General features: G+C 76.1%; 9 protein-coding genes. 7 read left to right on the forward strand and 2 right to left on the reverse strand.

Features of this window, described 5'->3' with window-relative positions; translation table 11 throughout:
* Positions 1-17: 17 nt before the first annotated feature.
* From EV189_RS11190 to EV189_RS11205, 4 genes are all read left to right on the forward strand, one after another.
* Entirely contained in the window at positions 18-2,450 is a 2,433-nt protein-coding gene (locus tag EV189_RS11190) for a glycoside hydrolase family 3 N-terminal domain-containing protein (RefSeq protein ID WP_130493070.1), read from the forward strand.
* A gap of 10 nt (positions 2,451-2,460) precedes the next feature.
* Positions 2,461-3,468: a LacI family DNA-binding transcriptional regulator gene (locus EV189_RS11195; RefSeq protein ID WP_130493071.1), complete on the forward strand. Its 1,008-nt coding sequence runs from the start codon at positions 2,461-2,463 to the stop codon at positions 3,466-3,468.
* Between the two features lie 95 nt (positions 3,469-3,563).
* Entirely contained in the window at positions 3,564-4,157 is a 594-nt protein-coding gene (locus EV189_RS11200; RefSeq protein ID WP_130493072.1) for a PRC-barrel domain-containing protein, read from the forward strand.
* Positions 4,158-4,261: 104 nt separating this feature from the next.
* Positions 4,262-5,980, forward strand: coding sequence for an alkaline phosphatase family protein (locus tag EV189_RS11205; protein WP_130493073.1), 1,719 nt, complete (start codon positions 4,262-4,264; stop codon positions 5,978-5,980).
* A gap of 52 nt (positions 5,981-6,032) precedes the next feature.
* Here the strand turns inward: EV189_RS11205 and EV189_RS11210 are convergent, their stop codons facing one another.
* A complete protein-coding gene (locus EV189_RS11210; protein WP_130493074.1) occupies positions 6,033-7,412 on the reverse strand; it encodes an MFS transporter in 1,380 nt (459 codons plus the stop codon).
* Between the two features lie 8 nt (positions 7,413-7,420).
* Positions 7,421-7,891, reverse strand: a complete 471-nt coding sequence (locus EV189_RS11215; protein WP_165400261.1) for a DUF2505 domain-containing protein — start codon at positions 7,889-7,891, stop codon at positions 7,421-7,423.
* Between the two features lie 141 nt (positions 7,892-8,032).
* Between EV189_RS11215 and recC the strand changes: the two genes are divergently transcribed.
* From recC to recD, 3 genes are read left to right on the forward strand one after another with little or no spacing between them, the layout of a single operon-like run.
* Complete coding sequence (recC, locus tag EV189_RS11220) at positions 8,033-11,338, forward strand: exodeoxyribonuclease V subunit gamma (protein ID WP_130493076.1); 3,306 nt, start codon at positions 8,033-8,035, stop codon at positions 11,336-11,338.
* Positions 11,335-14,619, forward strand: coding sequence for a UvrD-helicase domain-containing protein (locus EV189_RS11225; protein WP_231116291.1), 3,285 nt, complete (start codon positions 11,335-11,337; stop codon positions 14,617-14,619). Before recC ends, EV189_RS11225 begins: the two co-directional genes overlap by 4 nt.
* Positions 14,616-16,361: an exodeoxyribonuclease V subunit alpha gene (recD, locus tag EV189_RS11230; protein ID WP_130493078.1), complete on the forward strand. Its 1,746-nt coding sequence runs from the start codon at positions 14,616-14,618 to the stop codon at positions 16,359-16,361. Before EV189_RS11225 ends, recD begins: the two co-directional genes overlap by 4 nt.
* Positions 16,362-16,370 lie beyond the last annotated feature (9 nt).

The raw sequence follows: 16,370 nt of genomic DNA on the forward strand, positions 1-16,370 counted from the left end.
CGGAGGAAGGACCCCGCATGACGTCCGTGCCACCCGAGACGGCGACGTCGGCGACGGCGGCCCCGCGCCCCTGGCAGGACCCGTCCCGGTCCGCCGCGGAGCGCGTCGAGCTGCTGCTCGCCGAGATGACGCTCGAGGAGCGCGTGGCGCAGCTCGGCAGCCGCTGGGTGGGCAACGACATGCAGGAGGAGCACGCCCCCGGTGACGGCGCGGAGGACGCCGAGACGATCAACGTCGCCCCCATGCAGGACGTGTTCGCGAAGTCGGGCACGATCCCCCTCGACGAGGCCAGCCGGCACGGGCTCGGGCAGCTGACCCGCGTCTACGGCAGCAACCCGCTCAGCGTGGCCGAGGGCGTGGCCGAGCTCGTCCGGCAGCACCGCGTGGTCCTCGAGGGCTCCCGGCTCGGCGTGCCCGCCCTCGTCCACGAGGAGTGCCTCACCGGCTTCACGACGTACGGCGCGACGGTCTACCCGGCCGCCATCGCCTGGGGCGCGACGTTCGACCCCGGTCTCGTCGAGCGCATGGCCGCGGCGATCGGCCGCGACATGGCCGCGGTCGGCGTCCACCAGGGCCTCTCCCCCGTGCTCGACGTCGTCCGCGACTACCGCTGGGGCCGGGTCGAGGAGACGATCGGCGAGGACCCGTACCTCGTGGCGCAGCTGGGCGCGGCCTACGTCCGGGGCCTGCAGAGCGCGGGCGTCATCGCCACGCTCAAGCACTTCGCCGGCTACTCGGCCTCGCGCGCCGCCCGCAACCACGGGCCCGTCTCGATGGGCCGGCGCGAGCTGCTCGACGTCATCCTCCCGACCTTCGAGGCGGCGGTCGCGCTCGGCGGGGCGCGCTCGGTGATGAACTCCTACTCCGACGTCGACGGCGTGCCCGCGGGCGCCGACCCGTGGCTGCTGACGCAGGTCCTGCGCGAGGACTGGGGCTTCACCGGGACGGTCGTCTCGGACTACTGGGCGGTGCCGTTCCTCGCGACCATGCACCGGGTCGCGGCGGACTACGACGCGGCGGGGGCGCTCGCCCTCACCGCCGGCATCGACGTCGAGCTCCCCGACACCCTCGGCTTCGGCGAGGGCCTGGTCGCGCTCGTGCGCAAGGGCGAGGTGCCGGAGGAGCTGGTGGACCGCGCCGTCCGCCGCGTCCTGCTGCAGAAGGCCGAGCTCGGGCTGCTCGACGCGGACTGGACCCCCGAGGGCTCGGTGGCCGACGCCGCCCGCGACCTCGACTCCGCCGAGAACCGCGCGATCGCCCGCGAGCTGGCCGAGCGCTCGGTCGTGCTGCTCGACGCGGGCAGCGCGCTGCCGCTGCTCGGCGAGGGCCGTCCGGCGCTGTCCCGCGTCGCCGTCGTCGGGCCCTGCGCCGACGACCCGCGCACGTTCATGGGCTGCTACGCGTTCCCCAACCACGTGCTCCCCCGCCACCCCGAGCTCGGCCTGGGGCTCGAGGTGACGACCGCGCTCGCCGCGCTGCGCGACGAGCTCCCCGGCGTCGAGGTCGTGCACGCCGCGGGCTGCGCCGTCACGGGCACCGACCGCTCCGGCATCGCCGAGGCCGTCGAGGCCGCGCGCGGGGCGGACCTCGCCGTCGCGTACGTCGGCGACCTGGCGGGGCTCTTCGGCCACGGCACCTCCGGCGAGGGCTGCGACGCCGACGACCTGCGCCTGCCGGGCGTGCAGGCCGACCTGCTCGACGCGCTGCTCGAGACCGGGACGCCCGTGGTCGTCGTCGTCGTCTCCGGCCGTCCGTACGCCCTCGGCGACGTCGCGCCGCGCGCGGCCGGGCTGGTCCAGGCGTTCATGCCGGGCGAGGAGGGCGGCGGCGCCCTCGCGGGCGTGCTGTCCGGGCGCACCAACCCCGGCGGCAAGCTGCCGGTGCAGGTGCCGCGCACGGTCGGCGGGCAGCCGAGCACGTACCTCCAGCCGCCGCTGGGCGGCCCGGAGAGCGAGGGCATCAGCAACCTCGACGCGCGCCCGCTGTTCCCCTTCGGCTTCGGCGCGTCCTACACCTCGTTCGAGGTCGCGGACCTGGCGCTGTCCAGCGAGCAGCTGGCGAGCGACGGGGAGGTCACGGTGACCGTCCGGGTCGCCAACACCGGCAGCCGCGCCGGCGACGAGGTCGTCCAGCTCTACGCCTCCGACCCGGTCGCCCAGGTCGCCCGTCCCGTGCGGCTGCTCACGGGCTTCGCCCGCGTCACGCTCGAGCCCGGCGCCAGCGCCGAGGTCGAGTTCCGCGTGCACGCCGACCGGTTCGCCTACACCGGCCCGGACCTGCGCCGCATCGTCGAGCCGGGCGAGGTCGAGCTGCTCGTCGGGACGTCGGCCGCGCACCTGCCCTGCTCGGGTACGGTGCGCGTCACCGGACCGACGCGGGTCGTCGGGCACGACCGGCGGCTCGACACGCCGGTGACCCTCCGACCCGTCCCCACGACACCCGCAGGCTAGAGGAGGTCCGGTGCGCGCCGCAGGAAGCCGCGCGACGCTCGCGAAGGTCGCCCAGTCGGCCGGCGTGTCCGTCGCGACCGTCTCCAAGGTGGTGAACGGGCGCAGCGACGTCTCGCCCTCCACCCGCGCGCGCGTCCAGGACCTGCTCAAGGAGCACGACTACGAGCCGCGCCGCGCGGAGTCGAGCGGCGGCGCGGCCATCGAGATCTTCTTCGGCGGACGACTGGGGTCGTACTCCACCGAGGTGCTGCAGGGCGTGCTCGACTGCGCCGCGGAGCTCGACGTCGACGTCGTCGTGACGACGCGCACCAAGCCCGACCGCTCCGGCGCCTGGGCGAGGCGGATCGCGGCCTCAGGGCGCCGGGCCGCGATCGGGGTGAGCAGCGAGTTCATGGTGATGGAGCTCAACCTGCTCTCCCGGGCCCGGGTGCCGCTCGTCGTCATCGACCCGCTCAACGCGCCGCAGGCGCAGCTGACGAGCGTCGGCTCGACCAACTTCGCCGGCGGCATGGCCGCGACCCAGCACCTGCTCGACCTCGGCCACCGGCGGATCGGCTACGTCGGCGGGCCGGTCGCAGCGGCCTGCAACCAGGCCCGGATGGCGGGCTACCGCGGGGCGCTGGAGGCCCACGGCGTCGACGTGCCGCGCGACTACGTCCGCACCGGGCAGTTCCACTGGGAGGACGGCGTCGCCGGCGCCGAGCACCTGCTCTCCCTGCCGACGCCGCCGACCGCGGTCTTCGCGGGCTCCGACGAGGTCGCGCTCGGCGTGATCGAGGCGGCGCGCACCCGCGGGCTGCGGGTGCCCGACGACCTCAGCGTCGTCGGCTTCGACGACGTGCAGGTCGCGGGCCTCGGCTCGCCGCCGCTCACCACGGTCCGCCAGCCGCTCAGCGAGATGGGCTCGGTCGCGCTGCGGACGGCGCTGCGCCTCGCGGCGGGCGAGCGCCCGGAGTCCCACCACGTCGAGCTCGCCACGCAGCTCGTCGTGCGCCAGTCGGCCGTCGCGCTGCGCTGAGGCGCCCTGCGGGGCGTGGGGTGGGCGGTCGCGGGGGTAGGTGTCGGGCAGCCGACACCCGGCCGACCCCCGGCCAGCACTGCAGGAGGTACGCCGTGATCCGTCCCGACCAGGTCCCCGACGTCTCGGGCGCCACCGCGTACGACGCCGACGGGACGCGCCTGGGCCAGGTCACGGCCCTCGATCTCGACACCGACGGCTCGCCGCTCGCGGCGACCGTGCGCAGCGGCGGGGAGGAGCGGTCCGTCCCGCTGGCCGGCGCCGTGCTGGAGGGCACCACGCTGCGCCTCGGCGCCGAGGAGCCCCCGGTCGTCATGCGGACCACCGTCGCCGAGGTCGTCCGCTCGGAGGAGCGGCTCGTCGGTGGCGTCGAGGCGTTCGCCGCCGAGCGCGCGCGGGTCGTCGTCGAGCTCGTCACCGAGGTCCGGACGGTCGAGGTCGAGGTGCGCAAGCAGGTCGCGCGGCTCGTGGTCGAGCCGGTCGTCGACGGGCCCGTCGTGCCGGGCCGCGCACGACCCTCCGAGGTCGCGTACACCCTGTACGAGGAGGTCCCGGAGGTCGTCCTGCGCCCCCGCCCGTACGCGACGGCGCGGCTCGTCATCGAGACCGACGTCCGCGACGAGGTGCGCACCGGCGAGGTCCGCAAGGAGGTCGTGGGCTACGAGGAGGTTCCGGCCGAGCTGGCCTGAGCAGACGGCGACCTGACTGCAACCTGACTGCGGGGGGCCGAGGGCCGCGGCGTTCACCCGCCGGCCAGGTCCTGGTCGCGGACACGTCACCCGGGGCTGCTCCGATGCGGGCGCCCGTGTCCGCTCCGTCCCGAGGTGACCCCTTGCGCCTGTCCCGCACACTCCCCCTCGCCGTCACCGCGGTGGCGCTCGCCGCGCCGGGCGCGGTCGCCGCCGCCGCGCCCGCCCGTACGGGCCCCCAGCGGCACGTGCTGCTGGTCTCCGTCGACGGCCTGCACCAGGACGACCTCACCCGCTGGGTGCGCCTGCACCCGCACGGCGCGCTCGCCCGGCTCGTGTCCGGCGGCCGCGAGTTCACCGCGGCCCAGACGCCCTTCCCCAGCGACAGCTTCCCCGGGCTGGTCGGGCAGCTCACCGGCGGGGACCCGCGCACGACCGGCGTCTACTACGACGTCACCTGGAACCCGACGCTGCTGGCGCCCGGCACGAAGAGCTGCACCGGCGCCACGCCGGGCACGACCGTGGCCTACGACGAGAGCATCGACAAGGACCCGAGCCGCCTCGACGCCGGCCAGGGCGTCGCGACCGCACCCGGCGGCATCCTCGCGATGACCGGGGCGCCGCGCGCGCTGATCGACCCGACGAAGCTGCCCGTCGACCCCACGACGTGCAAGCCCGTCTACCCGGACCAGTACCTCAAGGTGAACACCGTCTTCTCGGTCGCCCGCGCGCACGGGCTGCGCACGGCCTGGTCGGACAAGCACCCGGCGTACGAGATCCTCGGCGGTCCCGGCGGCAAGGCGATCCAGGACCTCTTCACGCCCGAGATCAACAGCGACGACGCCGCCACCAAGGGCGACTGGACCACGGACAACGCCGCCACGCAGCAGTACGACGCCGCGAAGGTCCAGGCGGTCGTCAACGAGCTCGACGGCTACGACCACAGCCGCAAGGGCAGGCTCGGCGTCCCGGCGGTGCTGGGCCTGAACTTCCAGGCGGTCTCGACCGCCGAGAAGCTCCCCGTCTCCGGCGGCGAGGCGGGCGGGTACACCGCTGACGGCAAGCGGTTCGGCCCCGTCCTGACCTCGGCGCTGACCTTCGTGGACGCTCAGGTCGGCCGGCTGGAGCAGGAGATCTCCCGCCAGCACCTGGGCGCGAGCACGACCGTCATCCTCTCGGCCAAGCACGGCCAGTCACCCGAGGACATGGGCTCGCTCACGCGGATCGACGACGGCGCCGTCCTCGACGCGCTCAACGCCGCATGGCGCAAGGCCGCGGACGTCGACCCGACCGCGTCGCACACGACCGACCTCGTCGCCGGGTCGTCCGACGACGACGGCATGCTCCTCTGGCTGAGCGACCGCTCTGCTGCTGCGACCCGCTTCGCCGCGTCGTTCCTGCTGTCCGTCAACGGCAACGGCACCGGTGCCGACGGGGCGGCGAAGGCGACCGACTCGGCGGGGAAGCCCCGGCCCTACGCCGCGTCCGGCCTGACGAGCGTGCTGTCGGGCGCGGGTGCCGCGGAGTTCTTCGGCGTACGTCCCGGCGACGCCCGCGTCCCCGACGTCGTCGGTCTGGCCCAGCACGGCGTGGTGTTCACGGGCGGCACCAAGAAGATCGCCGAGCACGGCGGCTTCGACCCGCAGGACCGGGACGTGCCGCTGGTCGTCAGCGGCGGTGGTGTCGCGCGCGGCGTCGTGGGCACGAGCGTCGAGACCACGCAGATCGCGCCGACGATCCTCGGCCTGCTCGGCATCGACCCGCGCGAGTTGCAGGCGGTCCGGATCCAGGGCACGGCGGTGCTCCCGGGCGCCGTCGGCTGACGCGTACGAGGTGGGCGAGGGGCCGGGCCTGCGGGCCCGGCCCCTCGCCGGTCTAGCGGCCCGCGCGGACTCGCGAGCCGGCGTCCGCCGGCAGGGCCGCGGCCTCGAGCAGCGCGACGAGCGCGAGCAGGGCGAGCAGCCAGAACGACAGCCGGTACGCCGTGGCCGCCGACGCGCCGAGCCCCTCGCTCACCCCGAGGGAGACCGCGGCGACGGAGACGGCGAGACCGGCCGCGAGCTGCTGGATGGTGCTGGACAGCGTGTTGGCGTGCACCATCTCCTCGGCCGGGACGTCGGCGAAGGCGATGGTGTTGTAGCCCGACAGCCCGATGGAGCGGAACGCTCCGCTCAGCAGGAGCAGCACGGCGACGAGCACCGTCGGTGTGTGCCGGGAGAGCAGCCCGGCGAGCACGAGGGTGACGAGGAGCCCGGCCGCGGCGCCGCAGATCACCGGGCGGAAGCCGAACCGCTTCAGCAGCGGCGTCGTCACCGGCTTGATGACGAGGTTGCCGACGAACACGGGCACCACCAGGGCACCGGCGCGCAGCGCGCTCCAGCCGAAGACGTCCTGGAACAGCAGCGGCAGCAGGAAGGGCACGCCCGCGACCGCGACCCGGTAGAGCGAGCCGCCGGCGTGCACCACGCGGAACGTCCGCAGCCGCAGGGCTCCCAGGTCGACCAGCGGGTACGGCGCGCGCCGCAGGTGCCGGACCGCGAGGGCCAGCGCGGCAGCGCCGACCACGGCGAGCACGACGACCGGGAGCAGCGCGGGGTGCCGCTCGCCGAGCAGCGCCCCGGCGTACGTCAGGGCGGCGAGGGCGACCCCGCTGAGCAGGAACCCCGTCCAGTCGAGCGGGGCCCGGTCGTCGCGGCGGACCTGCGGCACGAGGCGGAGGGCGGCGACGAGCGCGACGGCCCCCAGCGGCACGTTGACGAGGAAGATCCAGCGCCAGGAGAGGTACGTCGTGCACAGCCCGCTGAGCACCGGCGCGAGCACGGGCGCGACGAGCGCCGGCCAGGTGAGGTAGGCGACGACCCGGATCAGCTGGTCCTTCGGGGTGTCGCGCAGCACGACGAGCCGGCCGACGGGCACCATCAGCGCCCCGGCCGCCCCCTGCAGGACGCGCATCGCGGTCAGCTCGCCGAGCGAGGTGCTCGCCGCGCACAGCGCCGAGGCGGCGGTGAAGCCGGCCACCGCGACGGCGAAGGTCGTCCGTGCCCCCAGCCGGTCCGCGAGCCAGCCCGAGACGGGGATGAGCGCCGCGACCGTGACGAGGTACGCCGTCATCGTCACGCCGATCGCGCTCGACTCGACGTGCAGCGCCCGGGCCATGCTCGGGGCGGCGGTCGCGACGATCGTGCCGTCGAGCGTCTCGAGGAAGAACGCCCCGGCGACGAGCAGCGCGAGCGAGCGCGGGACGGCGGCGGTCACCCGTGGAGCTACTGCTGCCAGGAGGTGAGCGTCTTCGCGAGGTCGGCGAACGCCTGCGGGACGTACTTGACGGCCTGGCCCTCGGCGACGCCGCCGAGGAAGGGCACGCGGACGTTGAGCTCGCCGGAGAAGGCGAGCCGGGTCCCGCTCGCCGCCGGCGTCAGCGTGATCGTGCCCGTGACGTCGGCCTTCTGCTTGGCCGCGACGTCGACGCGGAGGTCGCCGGCGCTCGGCGTGGACCACCGGGTCGTCGTGCTGACGTCGGCAGAGTCGCCGGCCAGTGCGCGGGCCTGCGACGGCACCCCGACCCGCGAGCTCATCCGCGTGACGGTCGCGCCGCCCTCCTGCACGGTCTCGACCGTCGGGGCGGCGAGCCGGTGGGAGGTGGCGTAGGAGCGCCAGAACTCCGGCGAGGTGAGCGCGGCGTAGACGTCCTCCGGGCTGCGGGGGACCTCGCCGCTGTAGTCGACCTTCTTCACGCGCGTGCTCCCTGCTGTCCGGCCCGCTGCCTGGTACGGGTCCCTGCAGGCTACCGAGGCGGCAGGACGTGCCCGACGCGGCAGGGACTGTCGGACCCCGCCTGTAGCGTGCAGGCGCACCGAGGCAGAGGAGGGCAGCCCGTGCTCGTGGTCCACCGCGCCGCCAGCGGCACGGCGCTCGTGGGCGCCCTGGCCGAGGTGCTCCGGACTCCCCTCGACGACCCGTTCGCCCCCGACGTCGTCGCGGTGCCCGCGAAGGGCGTGGAGCGGTGGCTCGCGCAGCGGCTGTCCCACGTGCTCGGCGCGGTCGACGGCGACGGCGTCTGCGCCAACGTGCTGTTCCCCGCCCCCGCGGCGGTCCTCGACGACGCGCTGCAGGCGGCGAGCCCGGAGCACGCGGACGCGGTCGCGCGGTGGGCGCCGCGCCGCGTGGCCTGGGACCTGCTGGCGGTGCTCGACGGCTGCATCGGCGACGACTGGTGCAAGGGCCTCGCGCAGCACCTCGGCGGCACGGAGAGCGGACGGCGGCTGCGGGTGGTGACGCGGCTGGCGGCGGCGTACGCGCGCTACGCCTCCGCCCGCCCGGAGATGCTGCTCGCCTGGCGCTCGGGCCGCGACGAGCAGGGCGACGGCACGCCCCTGCCGGAGGACCTGCACTGGCAGGCCGAGCTGTGGCGGCGGCTGCGCGAGGAGCTGGGCGTCCCGTCCCCCGCCGAGCTGCTCGGCCCGGGCTGCGAGCGGCTGCGCCGCGAGCCCGCCCTCGCCGGGCTCCCCGCCCGGCTCAGCGTCTTCGGCGCCAGCCGCCTGTCCGTGGCCCGGCTGCGCGTGCTCGACGCGCTCGCCGAGCACCGCGACGTGCACCTGTGGCTCAACCACCCCTCCCCCGCGCTGTGGGACGCCGTCTCCGCGCAGCCGGCGCCGCGCCGGCGCGGGGACGACGTGGTCCGTACGCGCCTGCGCAACCCGCTGCTCGCCTCGCTCTCGCGCGACGTCGTCGAGCTGCAGCAGTCGCTCCCGCCGCACGCCGACGTCCACCACGCGACGCCCGACCCGGACCGGACGCTGCTGCAGCGCCTCAAGCACGACCTCGCGACCGACAGCGTCCCCACCGAGCCGCGGCCGCTGGACCCCGCCGACGACACGGTGCAGGTGCACGCCTGCCACGGGCGCACCCGCCAGGTCGAGGTCCTCCGCGAGGCGGTCCTGGGGCTGCTCGCCGCCGACCCGACGCTGGAGCCGCGCGACGTCATCGTCATGTGCCCGGACGTCGAGGCGTTCGCGCCGCTGCTCGCCGCGGCCTTCGCGCTCGGCGACGAGTCGGCGTCCGTCCACCCGGCGGCCCGGCTGCGGGTCCGGATCGCCGACCGCTCGCTGCGCCAGACCAACCCGCTGCTCGCGGTCCTCGCCACGCTCGTCGCGCTGGGCACCGGTCGCGTGACGGCGACCCAGCTGCTCGACCTCGCCGACGACCCGGCGGTGCGGGAGCGCTTCGGCTTCGACGACGACCAGGTCGAGCGGCTGCGCTCGTGGGTCGCCGCCTCGGGCGTGCGGTGGGGGCTGGACCGCGAGCACCGGCAGACGTGGAAGCTCGGCGGCATCGGGCAGGGCACGTGGCGCGAGGGGCTGGACCGGCTGCTGCTGGGTGTCGCGATGGAGGAGGCGCAGGGCGAGCTCGCCGGCATCGTGCCGCTCGACGACGTCGACAGCAGCGACATCGAGCTCGCCGGCCGGCTGGCCGAGCTCGTGGCCCGGGTCGAGCGCGCCGAGCTGCTCCTCGGCGGCACCTGGACCGCCGCCGAGTGGTGCTCGGGGCTGCTCGACGCCGTCCTCGGCGTGGCCGCGGCGCCGCCGACCGCCGGCTGGCAGGAGCTCCAGCTGCGCCAGGAGCTCAGCCAGGTCGCGGAGGACGCCGCCGGGTCGACCGCGCCGCTGACGCTCGCCGACGTCCGCGCCGTGCTCGATCCCGTGCTCGCCGGACGCCCGACGCGCTCGAGCTTCCGTACCGGCACGATGACGGTCTGCACCCTCGTCCCCATGCGCTCGGTCCCCCACCGCGTCGTCTGCCTGCTCGGGCTCGACGACGGGACCTTCCCGCGGCAGACCACCGGCGACGGCGACGACGTGCTCGCCCGCGACCCCTGGGTCGGCGAGCGCGACCCGCGCAGCGAGGACCGCCAGCTGCTGCTCGACGCCATCGGCGCCGCGGGCGAGCACCTGGTCGTGACCTACACGGGGGCCGACGAGCGCTCGGGCGCCACCGTCCCCCCGGCCGTGCCGCTCGGCGAGCTGCTCGACGCCGTGGACAGGACCGTCGCGGCACCCGCCGGGACGCGCGCCCGCGACCTCGTCGTCCGGCGGCACCCGTTGCAGCCCGCGGACGACCGCAACTTCGCCCTGCCGCAGCCGTTCTCCTTCGACCCGCTCGCCTTCGCCGGCGCGCGGGCGCAGGCGGCGGGGCGCGTACCCCCGAGCCCGCTGCTCAGCGCTCCCCTGCCCCCGGAGCCCGCGGCCGACGTCGCGCTGGCCGACCTCGCGCGCCTGCTCGACCACCCGGCTCGGGGCTTCCTGCGCCAGCGGCTCGAGGTCGCCGTGCCGCGCGACGAGGACGAGCCGCAGGACGCGCTGCCCGTCGACCCCGAGGGGCTCGACACCTGGGCCGTGGGCGACCGCATGCTGCGCGCGCGGCTCACCGGGGTCGACATGCACGAGTGCCTGCAGCGCGAGCTCGGGCGCGGCGCCCTGCCGCCGGGCGCGCTGGGCGAGCTCAAGGGCCGCAGCCTCGCGGCCTCCGTCGAGGCCGTCCTCGCGGCGAGCGAGCGGGAGCGGCAGCTGCCGCCCGAGGCGCTCGACGTCGATGTGGCGCTGGCCGACGGGACCCGGCTGACGGGGACGGTCAGCGGCGTACGCGGTGGCGTGCTGCTCTCGGTCGCCTACTCCTCGCTCGCCGCGAAGCACCGGCTGCGCGCGTGGGTCGAGCTCGTGGCGGCGAGCGCCGCGCACCCCGGCCGGGAGCTGCGCGCCGTCGCCGTCGGGCGCGGCAAGGGCGGGGCCGGGCGCTCCGAGCTGGCGCCGCTCGACGCCGACGAGGCCCGCGTCGCGCTCGAGGAGCTCGTGGCGCTCTACCGCTCCGGCCTGCGCGCGCCGCTGCCGCTGCCGGTGAAGGCGGCCGCCGCGTACGCCGCGCGCCGGCACGGGGGCGACCGCCGCTCGATGGCCCTGCGCCGGGCCGACTGGGCGTGGAGCGGTGACAGCTACCCCGGCGAGCGGGCGGAGGCGGAGTGGCGGCTGCTGCTCGGTGACGACGCCCCGCTCGACGCGCTGCTCGGCGAGCAGCCCTGGCCCGAGGAGGCCGGGCCGGGCTGGCCGACCGACGAGCCGGACCGCTTCAGCCTGCTCGCCGTCCGCCTCTGGGGCCGGCTGCTCGACCACGAGAGGCTGTCGTCGTGAGCGCGGCCCGCTTCGACCTCGCCGGCCCGCTGCCCGCAGGGACGACCGTGCTCGAGGCGAGCGCCGGCACGGGCAAGACGTTCACGATCGCCGCCCTCGTGCTGCGCTACCTGCTCGAAGCCGGTACGCCCATGGAGGAGCTGCTCGTCGTCAGCTTCAGCCGGGACGCGAGCCGCGAGCTGCGGGAGCGGGTCCGCGAGCGCCTGGTGACGGCGCGCGACGGCTTCGCGAGTGGCCGCGCCCACGAGCGCGACGAGGTGCTGCAGCGGCTGCTCGACACCGACGAGGAGGAGCGGCGGGAGCGGCTGCGCCGTCTCGACGTGGCGCTGGCGTCCTTCGACGCGGCGACGGTGACGACCACGCACGGGTTCTGCCAGCAGGTGCTGGCGACCCTCGGTACGGGCGCCGACCACGATCCCGCGGCCGTCCTGCTGGAGAACCCCCGCGACCTGCTCGCCGAGGTCGCCGACGACCTCTACCTGCGCAAGTGGGGCCTGCCCGGGGCTCCTCCGCCGGACATGTCGCGCAAGGAGTTCCTCGACCTCGCGAGTGCGGTGGCGCAGGACCCGGCGACGCGGCTCGTGCCGGGTCCGGACGCGCCGGAGCCCGCAGGGCAGCGCTCGCGCATCGCGACCGCGGTGCGCGGCGAGTTCGAGGCGCGCAAGCGGCGCCTGCGGCTGCTGGACTACGACGACATGCTGCAGCGGCTGGCCCGGACGCTCACCGACACGACCTCCGCACCGGCAGCGAAGGCCCGGCTGCGCAGGCGCTACTCGGTAGTGCTCGTCGACGAGTTCCAGGACACCGACCCGGTGCAGTGGTCGATCCTGCGGGAGGCGTTCCACCGGTACCGCACGCTCGTGCTCATCGGCGACCCGAAGCAGGCGATCTACCGCTTCCGCGGGGCGGACGTCCACGCGTACCTCAACGCCCTGTCGTCGGCGGAGGCCGTGAGCACGCTGCCGACCAACTGGCGCAGCGACGCGCTGCTGCTGCGCGGGCTCGACGCGGTGTTCTCCGGCGCCGCGCTGGGCGACCCGCGGATCCGCGTCGTGCCCGTGGAGTCGACGCACGCCGGTCGCCTCGTGCCCGCAGCCGCGCCCGTCCGGCTGCGGGTGGTGACGCGCACCGACCGCGACGTGCTGAAGTCCGGCCTGCTCTCCACCGCGGTCGCCCTCCCCGCTGTCGTGGCCGACGTCGCGGCCGAGGTGACGGGCCTGCTGGCCCGCGCCCGGCTGCACCCGCGGGACGGCTCCGCGGACCGGTCGGTCGAGCCGGGGGACATCGCGGTGCTGTGCCGGACCGCGAAGCAGGCCCTGGCGGTCGAGGAGGCGCTGCGCGGCGCGGGAGTGCCGGTCGTGCTCTCCAGCCGCAGCAGCGTGTTCGCGAGCCGGGCGGCGCAGGAGTGGCTGGTGCTGCTCGAGGCGCTGGAGCAGCCGCACCGGGCGACGCGCGTACGCCGGCTGGCCGTGAGCGCCTTCGTCGGGCTCACCGCCGAGGACCTCGACGCCCCTGACGCGCTGCGTCGCGTCGACGACCTCGCGCTCGCCCTGCGGACCTGGGCGCTGCTGCTCGAGGAGCGCGGGGTGGCCGCCCTGTTCGAGCAGGTGTCGCTCGCGGAGTCGCTGCAGCCGCGGGTGCTCGGGCAGCTCGGCGGCGAGCGGCTGCTCACCGACCTGCGCCACGTGACGGAGGCACTGCACCGCGCGGCGATCGAGGGCTCGCTGGGGCTCACCGCGCTGCTCACCTGGCTGCGCCGGCGGCGGGCGGAGGCCGAGGGCGACGAGGGCCAGGAGCGCAGCCGCCGGCTGGAGTCGGACGCGGCCGCGGTGCAGGTGATGACGGTGCACACGAGCAAGGGCCTGGAGTTCCCGGTCGTGCTCGTGCCGTTCGCCTACTCCCACTGGTCGCGCACGAACCCGAGCTCAGTGGTGTTCCACGAGGGCGACGAGCGGGTGCGTGACGTGGGCGGCCCGACGGCGCCCGACTGGCAGCGCCACCTGCGCGACCACGACGCCGAGGAGACCGACGACGAGCTGCGGCTGACCTACGTCGCGCTGACGCGAGCGCAGGGGCACCTCGTCATGTGGTGGGCGCCGACGACGAACACCCCCGCCGCACCGCTGCACCGGCTGCTCGCCGGCAGCGGCCCCGACGGCGTCCTGCCGCAGCGGTTGGACGTGCTGTCCGACGCGGCGAGCGTCGAGCAGTTCCGCGAGCGGGCCGCAGCGAGCGACGGCGGCTTCGCCGTGGAGGTCGTCGGGTCGCGCGAGCTGCAGGCGTGGAAGCCGACCCCTCCCCCGCCGCCGCAGCTCGAGCTCGCCCGCTTCGACCGGCCGCTGGACCTGCTGTGGCGCAGGACGTCCTACTCGTCGCTCACCGCAGCGGCCCACGAGGGCATGCGCTTCGGCTCCGAGCCCGAGACCGCCCAGAAGGAGGACGAGGCGGACCTGCCCGTCGAGGCCGCCCACAACGGCGAGGCGCACCTGCACGACGTGCCGTCGCCGTGGTCGGAGCTGCCCGGGGGCACGGCGTTCGGCACGCTCGTCCACGCGGCCCTCGAGGACCTCTCCGGCGACCTGCGCGGCGTCGTCACCCGCGCCGTCGGCCGCTACGCGCCCGGGCTCGCGCCCGACGGGCTCGTCGCCGCCCTGGAGTCGTCGCTCGCGACACCGCTCGACCTCGCGGGCGGCGTGCCGCTGGCCGCGTTCGAGGGCAAGGACCGCCTGGCGGAGCTGGAGTTCGAGCTGCCCCTCGCCGGCGGCGACGACCCCGGCGCGCTCGAGGTGCTGCTCGAGCGGCTCGCCCCGCTGTGGCGCCGGCACGTCCCCGGCGGACTGCTCAGCGCGTACGCCGCCGCCCTGGCGCACCTCGCGCCACCGCCCGTGCGCGGTTACCTCACCGGCAGCATCGACGCGGTGCTGCGCACCGGTGACGGGCGCTTCGTCGTCGTGGACTACAAGACCAACCGGCTCGCACCGTACGACGAGCCGCTGACCGCCTGGCACTACCGTCCGGCGGCGATGGAGCGGGCGATGATCGAGTCGCACTACCCCCTGCAAGCACTGCTCTACTCCGTGGCGCTGCACCGCTACCTGCGCTGGCGGCTGCCGGCGTACGACCCGGCGCAGCACCTCGGCGGCGCGCTCTACCTGTTCCTGCGCGGCATGGTCGGCCCCGGCGTCAGCGCGTCCGACGGCTCGGCGCCCGGCGTCTTCTCCTGGCAGCCGCCGCCCGGGCTGGTGGTCGACACCTCCGACCTGCTGGCAGGTACGCCGTGAGCGCCGTCTCCGTCGCCGCGTCCGGCTCCCTCGCGGACTTCGCCGCAGCGGGGGTGCTCGTGCCGGCTGACGTGCACGTCGCGACGCGGCTCGCCGCGCTGGCCGGGGAGACCGACGAGGCCGTGCTGCTCGCCGTGGCGCTGGCCGTGCGCTCGACGCGGCACGGCTCGGTCGTGCTCGACCTCGCCACCGCCGAGCAGACGACGAGCCCGGACGAGGACGTCGACGCGGAGCCCGTGGTGCTGCCGTGGCCGGGCGCGGACTGGGCGGCGCGCGTGGCAGCGAGCCCGCTCGTCGGCGGGCCGCTGCGGGTCGAGGGGTCGCGGGTGTGGCTGGCGCGCTACTGGCACCAGGAGGAGCAGGTCGCGGAGGAGCTGCTGGCGCGGACGGACTCCGCGCCCGACGACCTCGACGAGTCCCTGCTCCAGGCGGCGCTGGCCCGGCTGTTCCCGAAGGTCGACGACGCGGACCAGCGGGTCGCGGCGGAGCTCTGCGCACGGCACCGGGTGAGCGTGCTCGCCGGCGGCCCCGGCACCGGGAAGACCACGACGGTGTCGCGGCTGCTCGCGCTGCTGCTCGAGCAGCACCCGACCTGGCGCGTCGCCCTGGCTGCGCCGACCGGGAAGGCGGCGGTGCGCCTCGAGGAGGCGGTCCGCGCCTCCTCCGCCACGCTGGACTCCCCTGCCCGCGACCAGGTGCAGACGCTGAGGGCGACGACGCTGCACCGGCTGCTCGGCTGGCGGCCCGACGCCCGCAGCCGCTTCCGGCACGACCGCCACGACCGGCTGCCGGTCGACGTGCTCGTCGTCGACGAGGCCTCGATGCTGCCGCTGACGATGATGGCCCGGCTGCTCGAGGCGCTGCGCCCGGCTACCCGGGTCATCCTCGTCGGCGACCCGGACCAGCTAGCCTCGGTCGAGGCCGGCGCGGTGCTCGGCGACGTCGCCGCCTCGACCCGGCTCGCGGGCAGCGTCGCGCGGCTGACCTCCAACCGGCGCTTCGCCTCGACCGGGCCGATCGCCCGCCTCGCCCGCGCGGTGCAGGACGGCGAAGCCGCTGCGGCGCTGCAGGTCCTGCGCTCCGGTGACCCGAGCGTGCAGTTCGTCGAGGTGGCCGACGACGACCCGGTCGGCGAGGACGCCTGGGCCGGCATCCGCACGGACGCGCTCGACGCTGGGCGCGCGCTGCTGGCGGCCGCCCGGGTGGGCGACCTCCCCGGCGCGCTGGAAGCCGTCGACCGGCACCGCCTGCTCTGCGCGCACCGCACCGGTCCCCGCGGCGTCCAGCGGTGGAGCGGGCTGGTGCAGCGCTGGCTCGAGGAGGAGCTCGACCTCGACGTACGCCCGGACGGGCGCTACGTCGGCGAGCCGCTGCTCGTCACGGAGAACGACGCGGAGATCGGGCTGTTCAACGGCGACACGGGCGCCGTCGTGGAGCGGCGCGACGGCATCGTGGGGGCGTTCGGGCGGGGCGGCGCTCCCGTCGTGGTGCCGCTCGCGCGGCTCGGCGCCGTACGCCCGCTGCACGCGATGACCGTGCACCGCAGCCAGGGCAGCCAGTTCGCCCGGGTGAGCCTCGTGCTGCCGCCGGCGAGCTCGCCGCTGGGTACGCGGGAGACGCTCTACACCGCGCTGACCCGGGCGATCGGATCGGTGCGCGTCATCGGCTCGGAGGAGGCGGTCGTCGCGGCGGTGGAGCGGACGGCGGCGCGCGCGACGGGGCTGCGGGAGCGGCTCGGCTGAGCGTGTCCG

It is taken from the genome of Motilibacter rhizosphaerae (assembly GCF_004216915.1).
In the GTDB taxonomy this organism is placed as follows: Bacteria; Actinomycetota; Actinomycetes; order Motilibacterales; family Motilibacteraceae; genus Motilibacter; species Motilibacter rhizosphaerae.

Excerpts from the sequence above, each read along its gene's own strand:
- EV189_RS11205 (WP_130493073.1), top strand. The coding sequence starts at position 4,262 with ATGCGGGCGCCCGTGTCCGCTCCGTCCCGAGGTGACCCCTTGCGCCTG.
- EV189_RS11190 (WP_130493070.1), top strand. The coding sequence starts at position 18 with ATGACGTCCGTGCCACCCGAGACGGCGACGTCGGCGACGGCGGCCCCG.